This window comes from Arthrobacter arnarulunnguaqae, from assembly GCF_051262515.1.
Lineage (GTDB): Bacteria > Actinomycetota > Actinomycetes > Actinomycetales > Micrococcaceae > Arthrobacter_N.
In genome coordinates this window covers 65,082-84,728 of sequence record NZ_JBIMER010000006.1, presented here as the reverse complement: position 1 = coordinate 84,728, position 19,647 = coordinate 65,082, and the positions used below count along the sequence as shown (strand labels likewise).

Below are 19,647 nucleotides of genomic sequence, written 5' to 3'. Positions count from 1 at the left end.
TTCCCCACAGCAATCCACACCATCAGAAAGCGAAAAACCATGCACATCTTCGGACAAGCACGCAAGGCGGCCGCCGTGGCCGCCATCGCGGCACTCGCACTGACCGGCTGCGGCCGGGCGGAAACAACGGCCACCACCGGCGAGGACGGCGAGTCGGCCGTCGCCGGCTTCGAGGCCGGATCGACCATCGGCGTCGCCCTTCCGCAGAAGACCAGCGAAAACTGGGTCCTCGCGGAAAGCCTGTTCAACGAGGGCCTGACGGACGCCGGGTTCGAACCCGATGTCCAGTTCGCCAACGGCGGCGTATCGGAGCAGCAGAACCAGATCAGCGCCATGATCACCAACGGCGCGAAGGTCATCATCGTCGGCGCGATCGACGGCGCGCAGCTGGGCACCCAGCTCAAGGCGGCCAAGGAGTCCGGCGCGACCGTCATCGCCTACGACCGGCTGTTGCTGAACAGCCCCGACGTCGACTACTACGTGGCCTACGACAACTTCAAGGTCGGCGAGCTCCAGGGACAGGCCCTGTTGGACGGCCTCGCCGAGAAGAAGGGCGAGAGCCCGTACAACATCGAGCTGCTGGCCGGTTCCCCGGACGACGCCAACGCGAAGGTCTTCTTCGACGGCGCCATGTCGGTGCTCCAGCCGAAGATCGACGACGGGACACTGGTCGTCTCGTCGGGACAGACGTCGTTCGAGCAGGCAGTCACCCAGGGCTGGAAGGCCGAGAACGCCCAGAAGCGCATGGACACGCTCCTCACCGGAAGCTACTCCTCCGACGAGCTCCACGGCATCCTTTCCCCCAACGACACGCTGGCCCGCGCCGCCCTGACCTCCGTCAAGGCCGCCGGCAAGGACACGCCCATCGTGACCGGCCAGGACTCGGAGGTGGAGTCGGTCAAGTCGATCATGGCCGGCGAGCAGTACTCGACCATCAACAAGGACACCCGCAAGCTCGTCGAGCACGCCATCACGATGGCCCAGGACCTGCAGTCCGGCACGGCGCCGGAGGTCAACGACGAGGAGAGCTACGACAACGGCGTGAAGGTCGTCCCGGCGTACCTCCTCGATCCCGTCATCGTGACCGAGGAAAACGTCAAGGAGGCCTACATCGACGATCCGGTGCTGGGCCCCATCACGAAGTAGCCGGTCCCAAGAGCAACCGAACAACTAAACGCCGGCGGCCGGCCATCGAAGGGGAACTCCCCCTCGGTGGCCGGCCGCCGGCGTTTCCGCGGCGGTGCGTCGGGGGCGGTTAGCGGGACCTGCGGCGCCAGATCGCCGCCATGACCGCGCCGGACACGTTGTGCCAGACGGAGAACACGGCGCCGGGCAGGGCCGCCTCGGGCGTGAAGAACTGCTTGGCCAGTCCCGCGGCGAGACCGGAGTTCTGCATGCCGACCTCGACCGCCATGGTGCGGCGGGACGGGACCGGCAGCTTGAACGCCTTCGCCACGCCGTAGCCGATCAGGTAGCCGCTCCCGTTGTGGAGGACAACGGCGAGCAGGATCAGCAGCCCGGCGCTGAAGATGGCTGCGGCGCTGCCGGCCACGACGGCCATGACCACGAACGTGATCGCCAGGACCGAAACCCAGGGAAGCGCCGGAAGGACCCTGGTTACCACCGCCGGGATCAGCGAGCGCGCCACCAGTCCCAGAACCACCGGGATCAGGACAATCTGCACGATGCTCAAAGCCATGGAACCTGCGTCGACCGGCATGTACTGGCCGGCCAGCCACAGGGTCAGCAGCGGGGTGAGCAGGGGCGCGATCAGCGTGGACACGCTGGTCATGGTCACGGACAGGGCGACGTCGCCCTTGGCCAGGTACGCGACGACGTTGGAGGCCGTCCCGCCGGGAGCGCAACCGACGAGGATGACGCCCGCCGCGAGTGCCGGCGGAAGCTGCAGCAGGACCGAGATGCCCAGGCCGAGCAGCGGCATGATGACGTACTGGGCGGCGACGCCGAGCAGGACCGGAAGCGGTCGCTTGGCGACCAGCGCGAAGTCCGGCAAGGTCAGTGTGAGCCCCATGCCGAACATAATGACCATGAGCCCCGGCGTGATGAACGCGGACCATCCGGTGAACGGCGTGGGAAGGAACAGGGCCAGCGCGCCGCCGGCGAGGATCAGCAGCGGGAACAGCGTCACGGCCAGGCGCGCGCTGCGTTCCTCGGCTTCGCTGGGGGTGATGGTTGTTTGGGTGGTCGACATGGTGGATACCTTGCCAAACCCGGTGTGGGGCGGGTGAATTGTGACGTCCCGCCTGAGACACCGGCAAACCCCCGCACGACGGCGGCGCGCCGCCCCTGTCCCCGGATGCCGGTCCGAGGTGGGGCGACGCGCCGCCGTCGTATGGTGTGCCGTGCCGCCCGGGGCTAGCCGAGGGTCGAGACGACCGAGTTCAGCGTCTTGGAGGGACGCATCGCCGCCTCCACCTTGGCGATGTCCGGACGGTAGTAGCCGCCGAGCTCCAGCGGGGCCCCCTGGACGGCGCTGAGCTCGCCGACGATGGCCTCCTCGTTGGCGGTGAGCGCTTCGGCCACGGCGGCGAACGCCTGTGCCAGCTCGGCGTCCTCGGTCTGCGCGGCCAGCTCTTTGGCCCAGTACTGGGCGAGGTAGAAGTGGCTGCCGCGGTTGTCGAGCTCGCCGACCTTGCGCTTCGGAGACTTGTTCTCCAGCAGGAACGTTCCGGTGGCGCGGTCCAGCGTGTCCGCCAGGACCTGCGCGCGCTGGTTGCCCGTGCTCGTGGCCAGGTGCTCGAAGCTGACGGCCAGCGCCAGGAACTCGCCGAGGCTGTCCCAACGCAGGTGGTTCTCCTTCACCAGCTGCTGCACGTGTTTCGGGGCGGAGCCGCCGGCGCCGGTCTCGAAGAGTCCGCCGCCGTTGATCAGCGGCACCACGGAAAGCATCTTGGCGCTGGTGCCGAGCTCGAGGATCGGGAAGAGGTCCGTGAGGTAGTCGCGCAGCACGTTGCCGGAGACCGAGATGGTGTCTTCCCCCTTGCGCAGGCGCTCCAGGGTGAACGCCGTGGCATCGACCGGGCTCATGATCTCGATCTGCAGGCCCTCGGTGTCGTGCTCCTCGAGGTACTCGCCGACCTTCTTGATGAGCTGCGCATCGTGCGCGCGGGTCTCGTCCAGCCAGAAGACGGCCGGGGTCGCGGAGGCGCGGGCGCGGGTGACGGCCAGCTTGACCCAGTCGCGGACCGGCACGTCCTTGGTCTGGCACGCGCGCCAGATGTCGCCCGGTGCCACCTGGTGCTCGATCAGCACGGCGCCCTTGGAATCCAGGACCTGGACGGTGCCGGCGGACTGGATCTCGAAGGTCTTGTCGTGGCTGCCGTATTCCTCGGCGGCCTGGGCCATGAGGCCGACGTTCGGGACGGTTCCCATGGTGGTGGGGTCGTAGGCGCCGTTGGCGCGGCAGTCGTCCAGGACCACCTGGTAGATGCCGGCGTAGGAGCTGTCCGGCAGCACCGCGAGCGTGTCGGCCTCCTGGCCGTCCGGTCCCCACATGTGGCCGGAGGAACGGATCATGGCGGGCATGGACGCGTCGACGATGATATCGGAGGGGACGTGCAGGCTGGTGATGCCCTTGTCGGAGTCCACCATGGCCAGCGCGGGTCCCTCCTCGAGCCCCTTCGCGATCGCCGCCTGGACGCCTTCGCGGACGTCCTCCGGAAGCTCCTCGAGCCCTCCGAGGATCGCGGCGAGCCCGTTGTTCGGGCTGATGCCCGCGGCGGCCAGGTTGTCGCCGTACTGCTCGAACAGCTCCGAGAAGTAGGCCTTCACCACGTGGCCGAAGATGATCGGGTCGGAGACCTTCATCATGGTGGCCTTGAGGTGCGCCGAGAAAAGGATGCCCTCCTCCTTGGCGCGGGCGACCTGCGCGGACAGGAACGTGTCGAGGGCGGCGGCGCGCATGACCGTGCCGTCGATGACCTCGTCGGCCAGCACCGGAAGGGCCTTCTTCAGGACCTTGACCGTGCCGTCCTCGCGGACGATCCGGATGGAGAGCGTGTCGTCCGCGGGGATGACCACCGACTTCTCGTTGGAGCGGAAGTCGTCGGCTCCCATGGTGGCCACGTTGGTCCTGGACTCGGCGGTCCAGGCACCCATCGTGTGCGGGTTCTTCCGGGCGTAGTTCTTGACGGACAGCGGCGCGCGGCGATCGGAGTTGCCCTCGCGCAGCACGGGGTTCACGGCCGAGCCCTTGATCTTGTCGTAGCGGGCGCGGATGTCCGTCTCCTCGTCGGAGGACGGGTTGTCCGGGTAGTCCGGCAGCGCGTAGCCGTGGCCCTGGAGCTCCGTGATGGCGGCCTTCAGCTGCGGGATGGACGCACTGATGTTCGGCAGCTTGATGATGTTGGCGTCGGGGCTCTTGGCGAGCTGGCCCAGCTCGGCCAGCGCGTCCCCGGTGCGCTGTTCCTCGGTGAGGAAGTCGCCGAAGACGGCGATGATGCGGCCAGCCAGCGAGATGTCGCGGGTTTCCACTTCCACGCCGGCGGTCGAGGCGAAGGCCTCGACGATCGGCAGGAACGAATACGTCGCCAGCATCGGCGCCTCATCGGTGTGGGTGTAAATAATCTTGGCCATGGGTAGCGGCTCCCTGAAAGGTCTGCGGTAACTTCACATCCGGTGTGGACTCAACAGGACAAACTTACCGGAAGGACGCCCTCCCATAGGTTTTCCGGGGTCCCGCCCCCTTCATCTTCGGCGGATCCGGCGCGTGTTCCGCGGGCGGCGGAGTCCTATTGTTGGAACCATGAACCACCCACCAAAGCAGACGATCCCCATGCCCGATAAGGTGCTGGCCATCGACGCCGGCCAGACCGGCATCCGCGCCCAGGCCCACGCGATCGGCTCGCGCGAGAGCCCGCACGATTTTCCCGGCATCCGGACGGACCGGCCGCTGGCGCCGCAGCTGCGCTCCGTCGTCGAACGGGTGGGCATGGCCACGGGCGGCACGTTCGCGGCCGTCGCCGTCGGGACCTCCGGGCTGACCGACGCCGGGGGCGAGGCGCAACGCCTCCTGGACGCCTGTTCCGGCCTGGGCGTCGGTCGCGTCCTCGTCGCCCACGACTCCGTGACGTCGTATCTGGGCGCCCTCGGCGACCATCCGGGTGCGGTGATCGCCAGCGGGACCGGCGTCGTCACGTTGGCAGTCGGCGCGGCCAGCGTCGCGCGCGTGGATGGCTGGGGCTACCTCATGGGCGACGCGGGAAGCGGTTACTGGCTGGGCATCGAGGCATTCCGCACCGTGATGCGCGCCCACGACGGCCGCGGCCCGGCCACCGCGCTGACCGCGGTCCTCGCGGAGGACTTCCCGAATGTCGAACACGCCTACGTGGAGCTGCAGACCGATCCGCACCGCGTGCGCCGCATCGCCTCCTACGCCCCGCGGGTCACCGCGCTGGCGGCGACGGACGCGGTGGCCGCGGACATCTGCGCGCGCGCCGCGGCCGAACTGGCGCACTCCACGGCGACCGGCCTGCGCCGCGTCGGCGAGGACGCCCGCCCGGATCCCGTGGTCTGCTGCCTGGGTCGCGTCTTCGGCGCCGGCGAGATCCGCGGACCGTTCCTGGACCGCCTCCGGCAACAGTGGCCGGGAGTCGAACTGCGCGAACCGCTCGGAACGGGGCTCGACGGCGCGGCGCTGCTGACGACGCTGGCCCAGGACAGCGCCCTGGGCCAGCATGTTCAGATCGCGGAATCCACCGGTGCCGCTAGTGGAAGAAGTGCCGCGCGCCGGTGAAGTACATCGTGACGCCGGCGGCGTTCGCGGCGGCGATGACCTCGTCGTCGCGGACCGACCCGCCGGGCTGAACGACGGCCTTGACGCCGGCGTCGAGCAGGATCCGCAGCCCGTCGGCGAACGGGAAGAACGCGTCCGACGCCGCGACGGCGCCGCGTGCGCGCTCGGCCGAACCAGCCGCGTCCGCCGCGCCGGAGGCACCGCCGGCCGCGTCGACATCCGAGGCCACCGAAACGCCCAGCGAGTTGGCGCGCTCTACGGCCAGCTTGCAGGAATCCACGCGGTTGACCTGTCCCATGCCGATCCCGACCGCCGCGCCGTTCGCGGCGAGCAGGATCGCGTTGGACTTGGCGGCGCGGACGGCCCGCCAGGCGAAGGCGAGGTCCGCCAAGGTTGCCTCGTCGGCCGCCTCGCCGGCGGCCAGGGTCCATGTCGCGGGGGCGTCGCCTACGGCGTCGACCTTGTCGGAAACCTGGACCAGCATGCCGCCGGAGACCTGCCGGAGCTCGGTCGGATAACGGCCGTAGCCCTCCGGGAGGGCGAGCAGCCGGATGTTCTTCTTCTTGGAGAGAATCTCCACGGCCTCCCGCTCGAAGGCCGGTGCGATCACGACCTCCGTGAAGATGTCCCTGACGGTCTCGGCCATCGCGCGGGTCACCGTCCGGTTCGCGGCGATGACGCCGCCGAAGGCGGAGAGCGGGTCGCAGGCGTGCGCCTTGGCGTGCGCGTCGGCGATGGGGTCTGCCGCGTCCGCCGAGCCGACGGCGACGCCGCACGGGTTGGCGTGCTTGATGATCGCGACCGCCGGCAGCTCGAAGTCGAAGGCCGCGCGCAGGGCGGCGTCGGCGTCGACGTAGTTGTTGTAGCTCATGGCCTTGCCGTGGAGCTGGTCCGCCTGCGCGATGCCCGCCGGGGCGGCCTTGTCCACGTAGAGCGCGGCCTGCTGGTGGGGGTTCTCGCCGTACCGCAGCACCTCGGATCGCTCGAGGGCGACGCCGGAGTAGGCGGGCCAGTCGATGGTCCCGTCGCCGTCCTCGTCGAGGAACTCGCCGGCGGTCCACGTCGCGACCGCGGTGTCGTAGGAGGCGGTGTGGGCGAAGGCCTTCGCCGCCAGGCGGCGCCTGGTCTTCAGGTCGAAACCTCCGCCGGCCGCCGCCGCGACGACGTCGCCGTAGCTGCCCGGGTCGACCACGATGGAGACCGCGGCGTGGTTCTTCGCGGCGGAGCGCACCATCGCCGGCCCGCCGATGTCGATCTGTTCTACGACGTCGTCCTGTCCCGCGCCCGAGCGCACGGTCTCGACGAACGGGTAGAGGTTGACCACCACGAGGTCGAAGGGCTCGATGTCCATGTCGGCCAGCGTCTGGACGTGCTCCGGCACGCGGCGGTCCGCGAGGATTCCGCCATGCACGCGCGGGTGCAGCGTCTTGACGCGCCCGTCCAGCATTTCGGGGGAACCGGTGACTTCCTCGACGCCCTGCACGGGGATTCCGGCGGCGGCGATGCGCTGGGCCGTGGACCCGGTGGAAACGATCCGCACCCCGGCGTCGTGCAGGCCTCGGGCCAGCTCCTCCAGCCCGGACTTGTCGTAGACGGAGATCAGGGCACGACGGATGGGCACGCGGTCGAGGACGGTTTTGCTCACAAGGCTCTCCCAGGGACGGGGCGGGTGGGGATCGCGGCCAGTCTACCGGCCCGCCGCGCGGGCGCACCGCCCACGTGACGCGCCCCACGGCTCCCGCACCGTCCGCCCCGGGTGGCCTACTTGATCATTTCTCCGTCCGGAGCGGCCAGGTACCAGACCTCGCCGACACCCTGTCCGAGGATGTCGCCGGGCGCCTTGTCCTTTTCGAAGTAGTACAGGGGCATGCCGTTGAGGGTCATGTGCAACTCCCCGTCCGGGCTCTCGATGGTTCCCACCGTTCCGGTGACGCCCTCCACCATCGGCGTATCGCTCGAGGCGACCGCGATGGGCCAGGCAACCAGGCAGTCGCCCGTGCAGGCGCTGGTGTCCGAGTCCTTGGTGTCCTTGGTGAAGTAGTAGAGCGACATGCCCTCGCCGTCGACGACGATCTCGCCCTCCTCCGAGTCGGCGACCATCAGGTCCACCGACGCCGCGGCATCCTCGGAGGGCGACTCCGAGGCGGCGGACGACTCCGCGGGCACGGAGCTCGCGGGGGCTTCGGGCGCATCGGTCGACGTTCCGCCGCAGCCTGCCAAGGCCATGGCGGCGAGCACGGCTCCCGCGAGTGTCAGCGCGTACCTGTTCTTGTCTGCATACATGGTTGGGTTCCTTCCCTATACGGGCCATAGTGGCTAGCCGGCGGTTTTTCCGTTGCCTCGGACCCCTGCCATCTAGGACGCGTTCGGTGCAGGATTGGTTCAATGCGGGTGCGACGACTTCGGTCGGGGGCCGGGCACGACCGGGGGCGGCCTGAACCTTTTGCGCCGCGCGCACGTCCTAGGGGGTGGAAGTGGATCGCAAGAGAGACGGGCAGGGAGCCGGCGTGCCCTTGGACGAGGATCTGGTTGCCGGGATCTACCGGGACCACGGCGAGGCACTGAGGAGGTTCGTCCTGCGCGCGTCCCACGATCCGTCGTCGGCCGAGGACGTGGTGCAGGAGACGGTGCTCAAGGTGTGGCAGGCGGCCCCGCACATCACCGGCAGCCTGCGCAGCTACCTTTTCCGCACGGCGCGGAACGTCATGATCGACAACCACCGCAGGGCCTCCGCTCGACCCCGGGCGGATCTGGGACAGGAGAGGGCGGAAACGATGCCGGACACCACCGAGCGCATCGACGAGCTCCTGGGCCGCGTGCTGATGGAGGAGGCCCTCCTGCGCCTGAGCCGCGAACACCGCCAGGTGGTGCTGGCGCTGCACTACAACCGCTACACGGTCGCCGAGGCCGCCGAGCGGCTGAACATTCCAGCGGGTACGGTGAAATCCCGCGCCTACTACGCGGTGCGGGCCCTGCGCTCGGTGTTGGACGAGATGGGGGTGGAACATTGAGCGGCCCGGCCGAAAACCGCTCCCGGCGCGGCGAACACCAGGAGTTGGGCGCCTACGTCCTGGGCGGACTGTCCGATGCCGAGCGTTCCGCGTTCGAGTCCCACCTGCTCGGGTGCGGGCAATGCCGCGCCGAACTCCGGTCCTCGCGCAGCCTGCCCCGCCTACTGGCGGCCGTTCCCCTGGCTGACGCGCACACCCTCGCCGAAGCCCCCGCGCCGTATGTCGGCGATACCGGTGGCTCCCTTGCCGCGGAACCCCCCGTGTCCGTCCTCCTCGGCCGCCTGTCCACCCGGCGACGCAGGGCACGACGCCGTCGTGTTGGCTTCGCGGTGGTCCTTGCCGCCGCGTGCGTGGCACTCGGGGCGCTTATTGCTCCGGTGTTCACGCCGGCGCCGGAGCCGGGCCCCACTTACGCGCTGAATTCGGCCGACGGCGTCCGCGCCCAGATCGGCTTGGAGCGCAAGGCGTGGGGCACCGAGCTGGAGCTGACGGCCACCAGCCTTCCCACGCGGGGAACCCTGTCGCTGTGGGTGGTCGACCACGACGGCGCGGAGGAACGCGCCGGCAGTTGGTCGGCGACGGAAACGGGGAAGTCCGCGATCGTCGGCGCGGTGCCGCTGCAGGTCGGCCGGATCGCCGAGATCGAGGTGCGGAACGACGACGGCCGGGTCCTGGCCCTTGTGGCGCTGCCCGAGGGGCAGCGCGAACTGTAGCGAAGCCGGGACGTCCCCGCCCGTCGTCGTGCAGACTGGGAGGGTTCCGAAAAGCCGCACTCCCCACCCCTGGAGGATCGATGAGCACCGTGCCCGCCGTGATTGTCTTCGACGTCAACGAAACGCTGTCCGACATGTCCTCGCTGGGCGACCGGTTCGCCGAGGTCGGAGCCCCGGCCGAACTGGCCAAGGTGTGGTTCGCCTCGTTGCTGCGGGACGGGTTCGCGCTGACCTCCACCGGCGACAACACCACCTTCGCCCAGATCGGTGCCGATTCCCTCCGCGGACTCCTGGTCGCCCGCGGCGCGGACACGGACCTGGACGGCGCCGTCGACCACATCATGGGGTCCATCGCCGGCCTGCCGCTGCACCCGGACGTGCCGGACGGAATCCGCTCGCTCGCGTCCGCCGGCCACCGGCTGGTCACGCTGACCAACGGTTCGGTTGCCACCACCGAGAAGCTGCTGACCGCGGGCGGCGTCCGCGAAGAGTTCGAGGCGCTCCTCTCGGTCGAGGACGCGCCGGTGTGGAAACCGGCGCCCGCGTCCTACGGGTACGCGGCGGCGCGGACCGGCGCCGAGCCCGCGGACCTGATGCTGGTGGCCGTCCATGCCTGGGACATCCACGGCGCGGCCCGGGCGGGCCTGCGCACCGCCTGGATCAACCGGTCCGGCGCTGACTACCCCACGTACTTCGAGGCCCCCGACGTCACGGTCGCGGCGCTGACGGAGCTGGCGGAGGCGTTGGGCCGCTGACCCGCGCCCGGGCCCGGGACCACGGCCCGCGCGTCGAGGGGAATCTCCAGGTCGAGGGGAATCTCCAGCCGGACGGTGTCGCCGGCATCCACTGAAAACGCCCCCGCGCCTCCGGCCGCGCCACCGGGACCGTCCCGACGCACCCCGATGCTTTCCTGCCGGACCACCCCAGCCAGAACCCGGCCTAGGCACCGAGCATGGCCGCGGACCAGACGACGGCGACGCCGGCGGCTTACGCGGCCGGTTCGGGCCTCACGCGGCGAGTTCCGGGAAATGCCGCTGGAGTTGTTCGGGCGTGAGGCACCTGCGGAGGATCTTGTCCGCGTGGTCCTCGTCGGAGACGTAGGCGATGAGTTCCGCGTGCTTGCCGGTCGCGAGTTCGCGGCCCAGGGACTCGGTCACCGAACACAGCATCTCGTAGTAGCGCCGGATCGTCGCTTCCCATCCGTGTTTCTCCGCCACCTGCGTCAGTGCGGTGCTCCAGAGATTGGCGGCGGACTCGTCGAAGAGCTCCATGGAACACCAGTGCCACTCGGGCGGGTTCCACTTGGTGGAGTAGAAGCTCTCCTCCACCGGCTCCACATCGTCGTCGTCTTCGCCGTCAACCACCACGGGCGCCTGATCGTGCTGCGCCAGGGAAAGATCGCGTTCCAGTGCCTGTTCGGAGTTCAGCGCGAGAACGGGAAGTTCGATCGCGTCCGCCGGTTCCGTGGACACCCCGTCCAACGCGACCGCGTAGAACACGTGGTCCGGGTGGTGATCGATCACTTCGCGCGCCTGGCGCAGTGCAGACTTGCGGATTGCTTCTTCCAGTGCCGTCCAATCAACTCCCATGACCAGACTCTACTCCCGGTACACGCGGCCCGTTAAGGGCCCGCGCAAAAGCCGCGGCTGTGTCGCATCCACTCCCCCGAGACCGCGAAATGTCAAGGGGGGAGGCGCCGTCCGAACCGATCGGTCGGCGCCTTCCCCCCTTCGGTGCAGCCGCCGCTCGGCGGCACCGCGCGACTAGCCGCCCAGGACCTTCTGGACCGACGTGAACAGCTGGTAGCCGCCCAGCGTGATGAACAGGACGGCGGTGATGACCAGTGCCGTGTTCGTGTGCCACCGGTTGCGCCAGTTCTTCGGCACACCGTACTTTCCGGAGTTCAGCAGCGGCAGCAGCGTGATCGCCAGGAACGGCATGAACAGCGCGCCGAGCACGCCGTAGGCCAGGACCAGGCCGATCGGCTGGTCCAGGGTCAGCAGCAGCATGGACGGGAACGTCAGCCACAGCAGGTAGAAGCGGAAGTACTTTCCGTTGATCTTCGCGTCGGGGTGGTCCGATCCCTTGCCGCGCAGGTTGGCCCAGAAGTCGGCGAACATCAGCGAAACGCCGTTCCAAACGCCCAGCAGGGAGGAGAATGCCGCGGCGAAGAAGCCCCATAGGAAGCCGACGCCGATGACGTCGCCGTACCTGTCCTGCAGCACGCCCGTGAGGTCGAGCAGGCCACGGTCGCCCGCGGAAATGGTGATCCCGGCGACCTGCACCACCTCGACGCCGACAATCAGCATCGAAATCACGAAGATGGCGGTCATGACGTAGGCCATCGTGTTGTCGATGCGCATGACCCTCATCCAGCCCGGGGTGATCCAGCCCTTCTCCCGCAGCCAGTAGCCGTAGGCGGCCAGCGTGATGGTTCCGCCGACTCCGCCGGCGAGCGCCAGCGTGTAGAGCAGGCCGCCCTCGGGCAGCCGCGGGACGAGGCCGGCGAACATCGCCGGGATGTTCGGGGAGGCGATGACGGCGAGCCCGACGATCGTCACGAACATGAGGCCGACGAGCACGGCGGTGATCTTCTCGAAGACGGAGTAGCGGTTAAGCCACACCATCGCGAAGCCCAGCAGTCCGGTGCCGACCGCGAAGACCCACAGCGGAACGGCAGGGAAAAGCGCCGCCAGCGGAAGCGCCGTGGAGGACATCGCCGAGGCGCCGTAGACGATGCCCCAGATCAGGATGTAGGGCCCGAAGTACCAGACCGGCCAGCGGCCCAGCGACCGCCAGCCCTGGAAGATGGTCTTGCCGGTGGACAGCGTGAAGCGTCCGGCCCCCTCGACCAGGACGATCTTCAGCAGCACGCCGAGCACCACGGCCCACAGCAGCATGTAGCCGTAGCGGGAACCGGCGGCCAGCGTGGCGACCATGTCCGCGGCGCCGACGCCGGTCGCGGCGACCACGAGTCCCGGGCCGATGACTTTCCATTTGTGTTTGCGTGCGCGCTCTTCCGAGTCGGCGTTCGCGGTGTTCTCTGCCATGCGGCGAACCTTTCTGGTGGAACCGGCCCGCCGTGGCGGCGTCGGCATTGAGTGACCGTCAGTCATGTTAGCTTGCGCAGGGACTGCGGACGCGCGGTCGGCGCGCCGCCATGGAGGATACTGTCAGCAGGCAGACGACGCCGGCGGCGCCACCGGGCGGGCCGGCCACTACACGGATTCGGGGGTCTTCCACGGCCATGAAGTTACAGAATTCGCCCTCGGGCGAGTCCATCGTCCAGAACCTCCCGTGGCGCTGGGGCGTCCAGGGAAAGATCTTCCTGATCGGCGGGCTCGGCTTCATGTTCGACGCCTGGGACGTCACGCTCAACGGCGCGCTGATCCCCCTCGTCATGGAGGAATGGGACCTCGAACGCACGACGGCGGCGTGGCTGGGGACCGCGAACCTCATCGGCATGGCGCTGGGCGCCTTCGTCTGGGGAACCATCGCGGACCGGGTCGGCCGCAAGACGGCCTTCACCTGGACGCTGTTGATCTTCTCCATCTTCACGGTCGCCGGCGCGCTGGCGCCGGACTTCACGTGGTTCGCGGCCTTCCGCTTCCTCGCCGGCTTCGGGCTGGGCGGGTGCATTCCCGTGGACTACGCGCTGGTCGGCGAGTTCACGCCCCGTCGGCAGCGCGGCAGGATCCTCACGGCCATGGACGGGTGGTGGCCCATCGGCGCCGCCATGGCGTTCTTCGTCTCGGCGGTCATCCAGTCCACCACGGAGAACTGGCGCCTGATCCTGGTGGTCATGGTGCTGCCCGCGCTGCTGGTTTTCTGGATCCGGCGCAGCGTGCCGGAGTCGCCCCTGTACCTGATACGGCAGGGCAGGAAGAAGGAGGCGAGCGCTGTCATCGACGACCTGGTGCGCCGCACCGGGGGAACGCATGTTCCGTACAGCCTGCCCGAGCCCGCCGAGACCCCCGGCCTGTCCGCCGGGTCCTGGGGCGAACAGCTCGTGCGCGTGTGGCGCTTCGACTGGCGGATCACATTCACCGCATGGACCCTCTTCTTCACCGTTCTCCTCGTCTACTACCTGGCCCTCACCTGGATGCCGTCGATCCTCGCCGACGCGGGCATGGCCCAGGTGGCGGCCTTCTTCAGCACGGCCGGGATGGCCGCCGTCGGGCTGCTCGGCGTGGGCGTCGCCGCCCTGCTGGTGGAGCGGGTCGGCCGCAAATGGCTGCTCGGCGTGTCCGCCCCGCTGTCGGCGCTGGTGCTGGTGATGGTGGCGCAGACGCTGTCCACCCCGCGCACCGCCGTCGTCTGGCTGTTGGTGTTCGGCTTCGTGGTCCAGATTGCGATTCCCGTGCTGTACGCCTACGTCTCCGAGCTCTACCCCACCGAGCTCCGCGGCTCCGGATTCGGGTGGGCGTCCACGTTCAGCCGGCTCGGCGCGGGCTTCGGCCCACTGGTGTTCGCGATCGTCTGGCCGGTGTTCGGTCTCGCCAACTCCTTCCTGGTCGCGGGGGCGCTGGTGCTGCTCGCCGTCGTGTGGATGGCGTTCAACGCCCCGGAGACGCGGTCGGTCGCGCTTCACTGATCCGGTCAACAGGCGTCCGCCCCTCCGTGTAATCCGTCCGGCCCCGCGACTAGACTGGCGCCAGCGGGCCACCCATCCCCCGGTCACTGGAAGGACCACCATGCTGAATGCGGAACAACCGTTCACCGACGAAGTCACCACGGGTCGATTCATCGTGGTGTTCGACATCGACGGCGACGACTTCGACGCCCCGGCGCTGCTCTCGGAGTGCGGGCTGGGCGACGTCGCCGATTCGCGCGACTTCTCCACGGCCGCGGAGGGAAGCGTCGCCGCGGCCGGCACCGACACCTACTTCGCCGAACTCGGCATCGCGGTGGTGTCCGCCGATCCCGAGCGCCTGGGCATGCTGCGCTCCGTCGCGGCCGGCCGGCAACGTCCCGTGGCGGTTTCCCCCGAGCTGATGCACCACGTCCTGGCGCCGGCGCACGCCGAATCCCGGGGCCGGACCCGGACCCGAGGCCGCCGGGCGGCCGCCGGAGCCCCCGACTCGCCCACGGCCGTGCCCACGAATTTCGAGGACAACGACGCCTTCACGTGGGGCCTCCAGGCGACCCTGGCCGCCGAGTCGGCCTACTCCGGCCAAGGCATCAGGGTGGCGGTCCTGGACACCGGGTTCGACACGTCGCACCCGGACTTCGCCGGCCGCACCGTCGTCGCCAAATCCTTCGTGGACGGCGAGGATGCCACGGACGGCCACGGCCACGGGACCCACTGCATCGGCAGTGCCTGCGGTCCGCGCGCCCCCGAGGGCTCGCGCGGCTACGGCGTGGCCCACGAGGCGGACATCTACTCGGGCAAGGTGCTCGGCGCGTCCGGATCCGGCACGGACGCCACGATCCTCGCCGGCATCGACTGGGCAGTGGGCAACGGCTGCGCGATCGTCTCGATGTCCCTGGGCGCCGACGTCGCCCAGATCCACCCGCCCTACGTCGCGGCGGGCCAGCGCGCGCTGGCCAAGGGCACGCTGATCATTGCGGCCGCCGGCAACAACGCCAACCGCTCCGTCGGGGACTTCGGCTTTGTCGGCGCTCCGGCGAACAGCCCGTACATCATGGCCGTCGGCGCCCTGGACGGGACACTCGAGATGGCGGATTTCTCCGCGCGCACGCTCCCCGGACGCGGCGGGCAGGTGGACGTCGCCGGACCTGGCGTCGAAATCCATTCCTCCTGGCCCATGCCGGAGCGCTACCGGAGCATCAGCGGCACCTCCATGGCCACGCCGCACGCGGCGGGCGTGGCGGCCCTTCTCGCCGAGGCCACCGGGTTGCGGGGCCGGGAGCTGTGGGCCGAGATCGTGCAGGAGGCGCGGCGACTGGAGTCCGCGTCCGTCGACGTGGGCGCCGGTCTCGTCCAGGCCCCGCCCCCGGCGGATCCTTCCCTGCCGAACACCAGCGGCATGCGCGCACGGGTCGCCGAACCGCTCCCCGGACAGGGATAGGGCCGGCCGATGCGCATCACCGTGACGGTTGATTCGGAACACGCGGACCGGGTGGAGGAGGTCGCCTCCCACCTGAGCGGGGCCGGGATGCGGGTCGACCGCGTCCTCGGCTCGCTCGGAATGGTCTCCGGCACGGCCGACGACGCCTGCCGGCCGGCGCTGGACGCCGTGGCGGGCGTCGCGTCCATCGACGTTCAGCTGGAGGTCGCCATCGCACCGCCGGAGGACGACATCCAGTAGAACCACCGTGGGTCGCGCTAGGGGCGGGCCGGGGTTGACGCCCCGTGCCGGGCGGACAGTTCGCCGAGCGTCCGGATCAGCAGCGCTCGCTCGGCGACCTTGATCCGTTCGTGCAGGGTCTCCTCGGTGTCTTCGGGAAGCACCTCGACGGCGGTCTGCGCCAGGATGGGGCCTGTGTCGACCCCTGCGTCGGCGATGTGCACGGTGCAGCCGGTGACTTTCACCCCGTAGGCCAGCGCGTCCCGGACCCCGTGCGCGCCGGGGAAGCTCGGCAGCAGGGCGGGGTGCGTGTTGATGTAGGTGCCGTCAAACGCGTCGATGAACTCCTCGCCGACGATGCGCATGAAGCCGGAGGACACCACGTAGTCGGGCTCGTAGGACAGGCACTTCGCGGTCAGTTCGTGGTTCCAGGCGCCGCGGTCGCCGAAGTCCCGGAAGTTGACCACGAACGTCTCGATGCCGGCGGCGGCGGAGCGTTCCACGCCGCGCGTGCCGTGGCGGTCGGCGCCGACCGCCGCGATCTCCACGTCGAGGCCACCGGAGGCGACGGAGTCGATGACGGTCTGGAGGTTGGAGCCGGTCCCGGATACGAGGGCAACAATGCGCATGCCCTCCAGTTTAGGCGGTGGTCCGTTGCCCTCCGTCCCGCGCGTCGTCGGACGGAGCGGCGCGCACCAGGCAGGAGCGGCCCAGCGCTAGGCTGGAAACATGACGGCGCCATCAAAGGACTCAGCGGCCCAGGCGTACCGAAGCGTCTCCGCGTGGGTCCGCACCGCCATCGTCCTGATGCTGGGCGCCTACCTGGCCGCCGGAGCCGCCCTGCCGTGGAAACTCGCGGCCGTGGCGCTCGGCCTGGCCGGCGTCGTGGTCGGCACGATCGCGACGATCAAGGTCTTCCGGGCGCAGGTGCCCGGCTTCATGCGGGCCATCATCCCGCTGGCGACCCTCGCCTGCCTGCTCTTCACGCTCTCCACCGGCGTCCAATCGCTGTTCTACGGTCCGACGTCGGACTACGAACAGTGCGTGCACAACTCCGTGACCGAGCGCGCGCAGAGCCAGTGCCAGCGCGACTACCAGGACAAACTCAGGAACATGGAAGGGATTCTCGGCACATGAGCGATTGGACACCGGACACCAAGGACTGGACCTGGACCATCGAACGGGAATGCCCGGAGTGCGGCGTGGACGTCTCGGCGCTGTCGCCGCAGGACGTCGCGGCCGAGGTCCGCTCGTCGCTCCCGCGCTGGCAGGAGGCGCTGTCCCGCGCCGACGTCGCCGCCCGGCCCGCGCCCAACGTGTGGAGCACGCTCGAGTACGGCGCGCACGTGCGCGACGTTTTCCGCGTGATGCACTACCGGCTGGACCTGATGCTGACCCGCGAGGCGCCGGCCTTTCCCGACTGGGACCAGGACGAGACGGCCATCGAGGACGACTACGCCGGACAGGATCCGCACGCCGTCATCACGCAGCTCTCCGCAGCGGGCCGCGGTTTCGCGGACGCGCTCGACGCGGTGCTGCGGCGGGAGCTGGTGCGTCCGGGGAAGCGCGGCAACGGGTCGCAGTTCACGGTCCAGACGCTCGGGCGCTACGCCTGGCACGACGTGGCCCACCACCTGCACGACGTCGGCGCATAGCTTCGGCGCTCCCGCCAGCTAGTCCTCCAGGACGGGGTCGCGTTCGAAGACCGGCGCCACGAGGTATCCAACGACCGTGCCGATGCAGATCTCGGCACCCAGCATCAGGGCCGTCATCCAGAGGTTCGGGCCGATCTCGGTCAGCCGGCCGATGCCGAGCGACCCGCCGGAAAGCCAACTGCCGAGCACCGACAAGAGGCCGGCCGTCGCCCCGATGAACAACCCGAGCGCCAGCGTGGAGGCGGCCAGCGTCAGCCAGCGGGTCTTGTTCTTGATGGAGATCCAGTCGTCCAGATGGTTCTCTCCCTCGCGCAGGAACCACCATCCGGCCACCACCCCGGCCAGCACGGGGACCAGCATGAAGAGCCAGGCGGAGTCCAGCGCGCCGGTGGGCAGCGCGGCGAGCACGGGAATCGCCGGCAGCGGCCCGACAGTCGTCTGCAGCGTGCTCAACGTGCTTCCCACGCCCAGAGTGAATCCTCCCCCGCTGATCCAGGCCAGCGTCCACGCCGCGAGGTTGGGCAGGATGCCCAACTGGCCCACGGTCAGCACCGTTCCCCCGACCGGTCCACCGCGCAGCTGCTGGTAGACGTTGGATATCTCCACCCAGTGGAGGCCCAGGTTGATGGCCAACACCACGCATGCCAACGACAGGGCCGCCACGTAGCCGATGGCGCCGGCACGGAGCACGGCCCACACGTAGGAGCCGGCCCAGCGCGAATGCTGGCTGGCCCTGGCGATCCACGCGGCCACGTCGACGCCGATCAGCCGGCCCCACGAGCCCGCCTCCCGGTAGGCTCCGACGACGACGCCGGCACCGGCCGCGACGAGCGGCACCAGGGCGGCCGCCGCCAGGTTCACCGAGACCTCCTCGGTGTCCACGGAGTATCCCGTGGCCAGCCCGAACAGCAGGTAGGCGACCAGCGCTCCGGCGATGCCCTGCCGGAGTTGGTCGGTGTAGCAGGCGCGGGCGATGCGCCGCCCCGCCCGCCACGAGAGGAAGAACGGTATGAGCGCCAGTCCCAGGGGGACGATCGAGAGGGTGCCGGACAGGGGCTCGGCGGACGAATCGCCGGCCGGCACCACCAGTCCCAGCGGGACGCCGTGGATGGCCAGCCAGACCTGGCCCGCCAGCTTGAACAGCGAATCGAGCGTACGGTCCGCGAACCCGCCGGCGAACCACACGACCACGAGCGGTACCACCACCAGGACCGCCGAGAGAAACGCGCTCTGCAGGAACTCCAGGCCGCCCTGCAGCCACAGCGGCATGGGCAGCCCGTCGCGCAGCGCGGTGCGCAGGGACGCCGCGTAACCGCGCGCACGGTCGGCGCGTTCGGCGTGGTTCCGGTGGGGCAGTCGCTGGTCTTTCATCGACTCAATCGTGCCACCGATCGTGCGCGGCGGTGCCCAGCGACGCGGCGCCGCGCGCGAACGGGTCAGAACGCCTCGAGCAGTCCCTTGGCCAGCGCGGCGATCGCGCCGAGGAATGCGACGCAGATCACGAACAGCCGGGCGTGCCGGTCCCGCACGTGGCGCTGCAGCACCTCCCCGCCGAAGATCCCCGCCACGATCGCGACGACGATCAGCGCCCACGCCCACGGCTCGACGGCCGGCATCTGGGACGGATCCGCGACGAGTTTGGTGGCGATCGCGACGATGCCGATGACGACGAAGAACGGTTGCAGGGTTGCGGCGAAGGGACGTTGTTCCCAGCGCGCGAGAATCGCGTAGGCGCTGACCGCGGGTCCGCCGACGCCCGCCATCGAGTTGGTCAGTCCGGACAGGGCCCCCGCGACGGCGCGCGGGCCGTTGCCGCTCACCACGACGTCCGCCCGGCTCAATACCAGGGACAACACCAACGCCACCAGCACCACGGCGCCGACCGTGATGGACAGGGTGGATGACGGCAGGAGCCCCGCCAGGATCGCGCCCGGAATCGATCCGGCGAGGCTAGCGACCGTAAACCAGCGGAAGACCGACCAGTCGATGTCCCGCCAGACGCGCGGGGCGATCAGCGCCGAGGACACGACGCCGCAGATGTTGATCAGGAGAACACCAGCATGGGGCCCCAGCAGGATCACGAGGAACGGCGAAACCAGCAGGGCAAAGCCGATCCCGGCTACCCGCTGCGCCACGGCGCCGACGACGATCAGGCCCAGCACCAGCACCAGCATTCCGGAATCCACCGGGCAAGACTACCGGCCCGGCAACGTTCACCCGTCCTGGGGCTCCAGTTCATGCGGGCTTCACCGCCGGTGGCGA

The 19,647-nt window shown here is 69.7% G+C and carries 19 protein-coding genes; 10 read left to right on the top strand and 9 right to left on the bottom strand.

Going from position 1 to position 19,647, the window contains the following annotated elements:
* Positions 1 to 39: 39 nt before the first annotated feature.
* Positions 40 to 1,146 (top strand): substrate-binding domain-containing protein, encoded by a 1,107-nt coding sequence (locus ACHAAJ_RS07785; RefSeq protein ID WP_435727492.1) that lies wholly within the window; start codon positions 40 to 42, stop codon positions 1,144 to 1,146.
* A 109-nt stretch (positions 1,147 to 1,255) separates the two neighbouring features.
* Here the strand turns inward: ACHAAJ_RS07785 and ACHAAJ_RS07780 are convergent, their stop codons facing one another.
* The gene (locus ACHAAJ_RS07780) at positions 1,256 to 2,212 is read right to left on the bottom strand and encodes a bile acid:sodium symporter family protein (RefSeq protein WP_435727491.1); all 957 of its coding nucleotides are present in this window, start codon (positions 2,210 to 2,212) and stop codon (positions 1,256 to 1,258) included.
* A gap of 164 nt (positions 2,213 to 2,376) precedes the next feature.
* Complete coding sequence (locus ACHAAJ_RS07775) at positions 2,377 to 4,596, bottom strand: NADP-dependent isocitrate dehydrogenase (RefSeq protein ID WP_435727489.1); 2,220 nt, start codon at positions 4,594 to 4,596, stop codon at positions 2,377 to 2,379.
* Between the two features lie 169 nt (positions 4,597 to 4,765).
* Between ACHAAJ_RS07775 and ACHAAJ_RS07770 the strand changes: the two genes are divergently transcribed.
* Positions 4,766 to 5,755, top strand: a complete 990-nt coding sequence (locus ACHAAJ_RS07770) for an N-acetylglucosamine kinase (RefSeq protein ID WP_435727487.1) — start codon at positions 4,766 to 4,768, stop codon at positions 5,753 to 5,755.
* Here the strand turns inward: ACHAAJ_RS07770 and purH are convergent.
* On the bottom strand, positions 5,727 to 7,400 hold the full coding sequence (purH, locus tag ACHAAJ_RS07765; RefSeq protein WP_435727486.1) for a bifunctional phosphoribosylaminoimidazolecarboxamide formyltransferase/IMP cyclohydrolase: 1,674 nt from the start codon (positions 7,398 to 7,400) through the stop codon (positions 5,727 to 5,729). The two genes, ACHAAJ_RS07770 and purH, sit on opposite strands and share 29 nt — an antisense overlap.
* Positions 7,401 to 7,516: 116 nt before the next feature.
* Positions 7,517 to 8,038: a COG4315 family predicted lipoprotein gene (locus ACHAAJ_RS07760; protein ID WP_435727484.1), complete on the bottom strand. Its 522-nt coding sequence runs from the start codon at positions 8,036 to 8,038 to the stop codon at positions 7,517 to 7,519.
* Between the two features lie 224 nt (positions 8,039 to 8,262).
* Here ACHAAJ_RS07760 and ACHAAJ_RS07755 point away from each other — a divergent pair, with 224 nt between their 5' ends.
* From ACHAAJ_RS07755 to ACHAAJ_RS07745, 3 genes are all read left to right on the top strand, one after another.
* A complete protein-coding gene (locus ACHAAJ_RS07755; protein ID WP_435727606.1) occupies positions 8,263 to 8,766 on the top strand; it encodes a sigma-70 family RNA polymerase sigma factor in 504 nt (167 codons plus the stop codon).
* Positions 8,763 to 9,479: an anti-sigma factor family protein gene (locus ACHAAJ_RS07750; RefSeq protein ID WP_435727482.1), complete on the top strand. Its 717-nt coding sequence runs from the start codon at positions 8,763 to 8,765 to the stop codon at positions 9,477 to 9,479. The genes ACHAAJ_RS07755 and ACHAAJ_RS07750 overlap by 4 nt, the downstream gene beginning before the upstream one ends.
* Positions 9,480 to 9,559: 80 nt before the next feature.
* A complete protein-coding gene (locus ACHAAJ_RS07745) occupies positions 9,560 to 10,234 on the top strand; it encodes a haloacid dehalogenase type II (RefSeq protein ID WP_435727481.1) in 675 nt (224 codons plus the stop codon).
* A 252-nt stretch (positions 10,235 to 10,486) separates the two neighbouring features.
* On the opposite strand, the gene ACHAAJ_RS07740 is transcribed toward ACHAAJ_RS07745, so the two are convergent.
* Both ACHAAJ_RS07740 and ACHAAJ_RS07735 read right to left on the bottom strand, forming a co-directional pair.
* A complete protein-coding gene (locus tag ACHAAJ_RS07740; RefSeq protein WP_435727480.1) occupies positions 10,487 to 11,068 on the bottom strand; it encodes a DUF4303 domain-containing protein in 582 nt (193 codons plus the stop codon).
* Between the two features lie 174 nt (positions 11,069 to 11,242).
* Positions 11,243 to 12,529, bottom strand: a complete 1,287-nt coding sequence (locus tag ACHAAJ_RS07735) for an Nramp family divalent metal transporter (protein ID WP_435727479.1) — start codon at positions 12,527 to 12,529, stop codon at positions 11,243 to 11,245.
* Positions 12,530 to 12,726: 197 nt separating this feature from the next.
* Between ACHAAJ_RS07735 and ACHAAJ_RS07730 the strand changes: the two genes are divergently transcribed.
* The 3 genes from ACHAAJ_RS07730 to ACHAAJ_RS07720 all read left to right on the top strand — a co-directional run bounded on the left by ACHAAJ_RS07730 (position 12,727) and on the right by ACHAAJ_RS07720 (position 15,751).
* Positions 12,727 to 14,073 (top strand): MFS transporter, encoded by a 1,347-nt coding sequence (locus ACHAAJ_RS07730; protein ID WP_435727477.1) that lies wholly within the window; start codon positions 12,727 to 12,729, stop codon positions 14,071 to 14,073.
* 100 nt (positions 14,074 to 14,173) lie between these two features.
* Positions 14,174 to 15,511, top strand: a complete 1,338-nt coding sequence (locus ACHAAJ_RS07725; protein WP_435727475.1) for a S8 family serine peptidase — start codon at positions 14,174 to 14,176, stop codon at positions 15,509 to 15,511.
* 9 nt (positions 15,512 to 15,520) lie between these two features.
* The gene (locus ACHAAJ_RS07720) at positions 15,521 to 15,751 is read left to right on the top strand and encodes a hypothetical protein (RefSeq protein WP_435727473.1); all 231 of its coding nucleotides are present in this window, start codon (positions 15,521 to 15,523) and stop codon (positions 15,749 to 15,751) included.
* A gap of 17 nt (positions 15,752 to 15,768) precedes the next feature.
* Here the strand turns inward: ACHAAJ_RS07720 and purN are convergent, their stop codons facing one another.
* Entirely contained in the window at positions 15,769 to 16,359 is a 591-nt protein-coding gene (gene purN, locus ACHAAJ_RS07715) for a phosphoribosylglycinamide formyltransferase (protein ID WP_435727471.1), read from the bottom strand.
* Between the two features lie 100 nt (positions 16,360 to 16,459).
* Here purN and ACHAAJ_RS07710 point away from each other — a divergent pair, with 100 nt between their 5' ends.
* Together ACHAAJ_RS07710 and ACHAAJ_RS07705 are read left to right on the top strand one after the other, a co-directional pair.
* Complete coding sequence (locus ACHAAJ_RS07710) at positions 16,460 to 16,867, top strand: hypothetical protein (RefSeq protein WP_435727469.1); 408 nt, start codon at positions 16,460 to 16,462, stop codon at positions 16,865 to 16,867.
* Complete coding sequence (locus tag ACHAAJ_RS07705) at positions 16,864 to 17,385, top strand: DinB family protein (protein ID WP_435727467.1); 522 nt, start codon at positions 16,864 to 16,866, stop codon at positions 17,383 to 17,385. The genes ACHAAJ_RS07710 and ACHAAJ_RS07705 overlap by 4 nt, the downstream gene beginning before the upstream one ends.
* 18 nt (positions 17,386 to 17,403) lie before the next feature.
* On the opposite strand, the gene ACHAAJ_RS07700 is transcribed toward ACHAAJ_RS07705, so the two are convergent.
* Both ACHAAJ_RS07700 and ACHAAJ_RS07695 read right to left on the bottom strand, forming a co-directional pair.
* The gene (locus ACHAAJ_RS07700) at positions 17,404 to 18,654 is read right to left on the bottom strand and encodes a cell division protein PerM (protein ID WP_435727605.1); all 1,251 of its coding nucleotides are present in this window, start codon (positions 18,652 to 18,654) and stop codon (positions 17,404 to 17,406) included.
* A 167-nt stretch (positions 18,655 to 18,821) separates the two neighbouring features.
* The gene (locus tag ACHAAJ_RS07695; protein WP_435727465.1) at positions 18,822 to 19,571 is read right to left on the bottom strand and encodes a sulfite exporter TauE/SafE family protein; all 750 of its coding nucleotides are present in this window, start codon (positions 19,569 to 19,571) and stop codon (positions 18,822 to 18,824) included.
* Positions 19,572 to 19,647: the final 76 nt, after the last annotated feature.

Bases quoted from the DNA above. Each gene is read 5' to 3' on its own strand.
- ACHAAJ_RS07785 (WP_435727492.1), top strand. From the start codon at position 40: ATGCACATCTTCGGACAAGCACGCAAGGCGGCCGCCGTGGCCGCCATC.
- ACHAAJ_RS07780 (WP_435727491.1), bottom strand. From the start codon at position 2,212: ATGTCGACCACCCAAACAACCATCACCCCCAGCGAAGCCGAGGAACGC.
- ACHAAJ_RS07775 (WP_435727489.1), bottom strand. From the start codon at position 4,596: ATGGCCAAGATTATTTACACCCACACCGATGAGGCGCCGATGCTGGCG.
- ACHAAJ_RS07770 (WP_435727487.1), top strand. From the start codon at position 4,766: ATGAACCACCCACCAAAGCAGACGATCCCCATGCCCGATAAGGTGCTG.
- ACHAAJ_RS07760 (WP_435727484.1), bottom strand. From the start codon at position 8,038: ATGTATGCAGACAAGAACAGGTACGCGCTGACACTCGCGGGAGCCGTG.
- ACHAAJ_RS07745 (WP_435727481.1), top strand. From the start codon at position 9,560: ATGAGCACCGTGCCCGCCGTGATTGTCTTCGACGTCAACGAAACGCTG.
- ACHAAJ_RS07740 (WP_435727480.1), bottom strand. From the start codon at position 11,068: ATGGGAGTTGATTGGACGGCACTGGAAGAAGCAATCCGCAAGTCTGCA.
- ACHAAJ_RS07735 (WP_435727479.1), bottom strand. From the start codon at position 12,529: ATGGCAGAGAACACCGCGAACGCCGACTCGGAAGAGCGCGCACGCAAA.
- ACHAAJ_RS07730 (WP_435727477.1), top strand. From the start codon at position 12,727: ATGAAGTTACAGAATTCGCCCTCGGGCGAGTCCATCGTCCAGAACCTC.
- ACHAAJ_RS07725 (WP_435727475.1), top strand. From the start codon at position 14,174: ATGCTGAATGCGGAACAACCGTTCACCGACGAAGTCACCACGGGTCGA.
- ACHAAJ_RS07720 (WP_435727473.1), top strand. From the start codon at position 15,521: ATGCGCATCACCGTGACGGTTGATTCGGAACACGCGGACCGGGTGGAG.
- purN (WP_435727471.1), bottom strand. From the start codon at position 16,359: ATGCGCATTGTTGCCCTCGTATCCGGGACCGGCTCCAACCTCCAGACC.
- ACHAAJ_RS07710 (WP_435727469.1), top strand. From the start codon at position 16,460: ATGACGGCGCCATCAAAGGACTCAGCGGCCCAGGCGTACCGAAGCGTC.
- ACHAAJ_RS07705 (WP_435727467.1), top strand. From the start codon at position 16,864: ATGAGCGATTGGACACCGGACACCAAGGACTGGACCTGGACCATCGAA.
- ACHAAJ_RS07700 (WP_435727605.1), bottom strand. From the start codon at position 18,654: ATGCCGCTGTGGCTGCAGGGCGGCCTGGAGTTCCTGCAGAGCGCGTTT.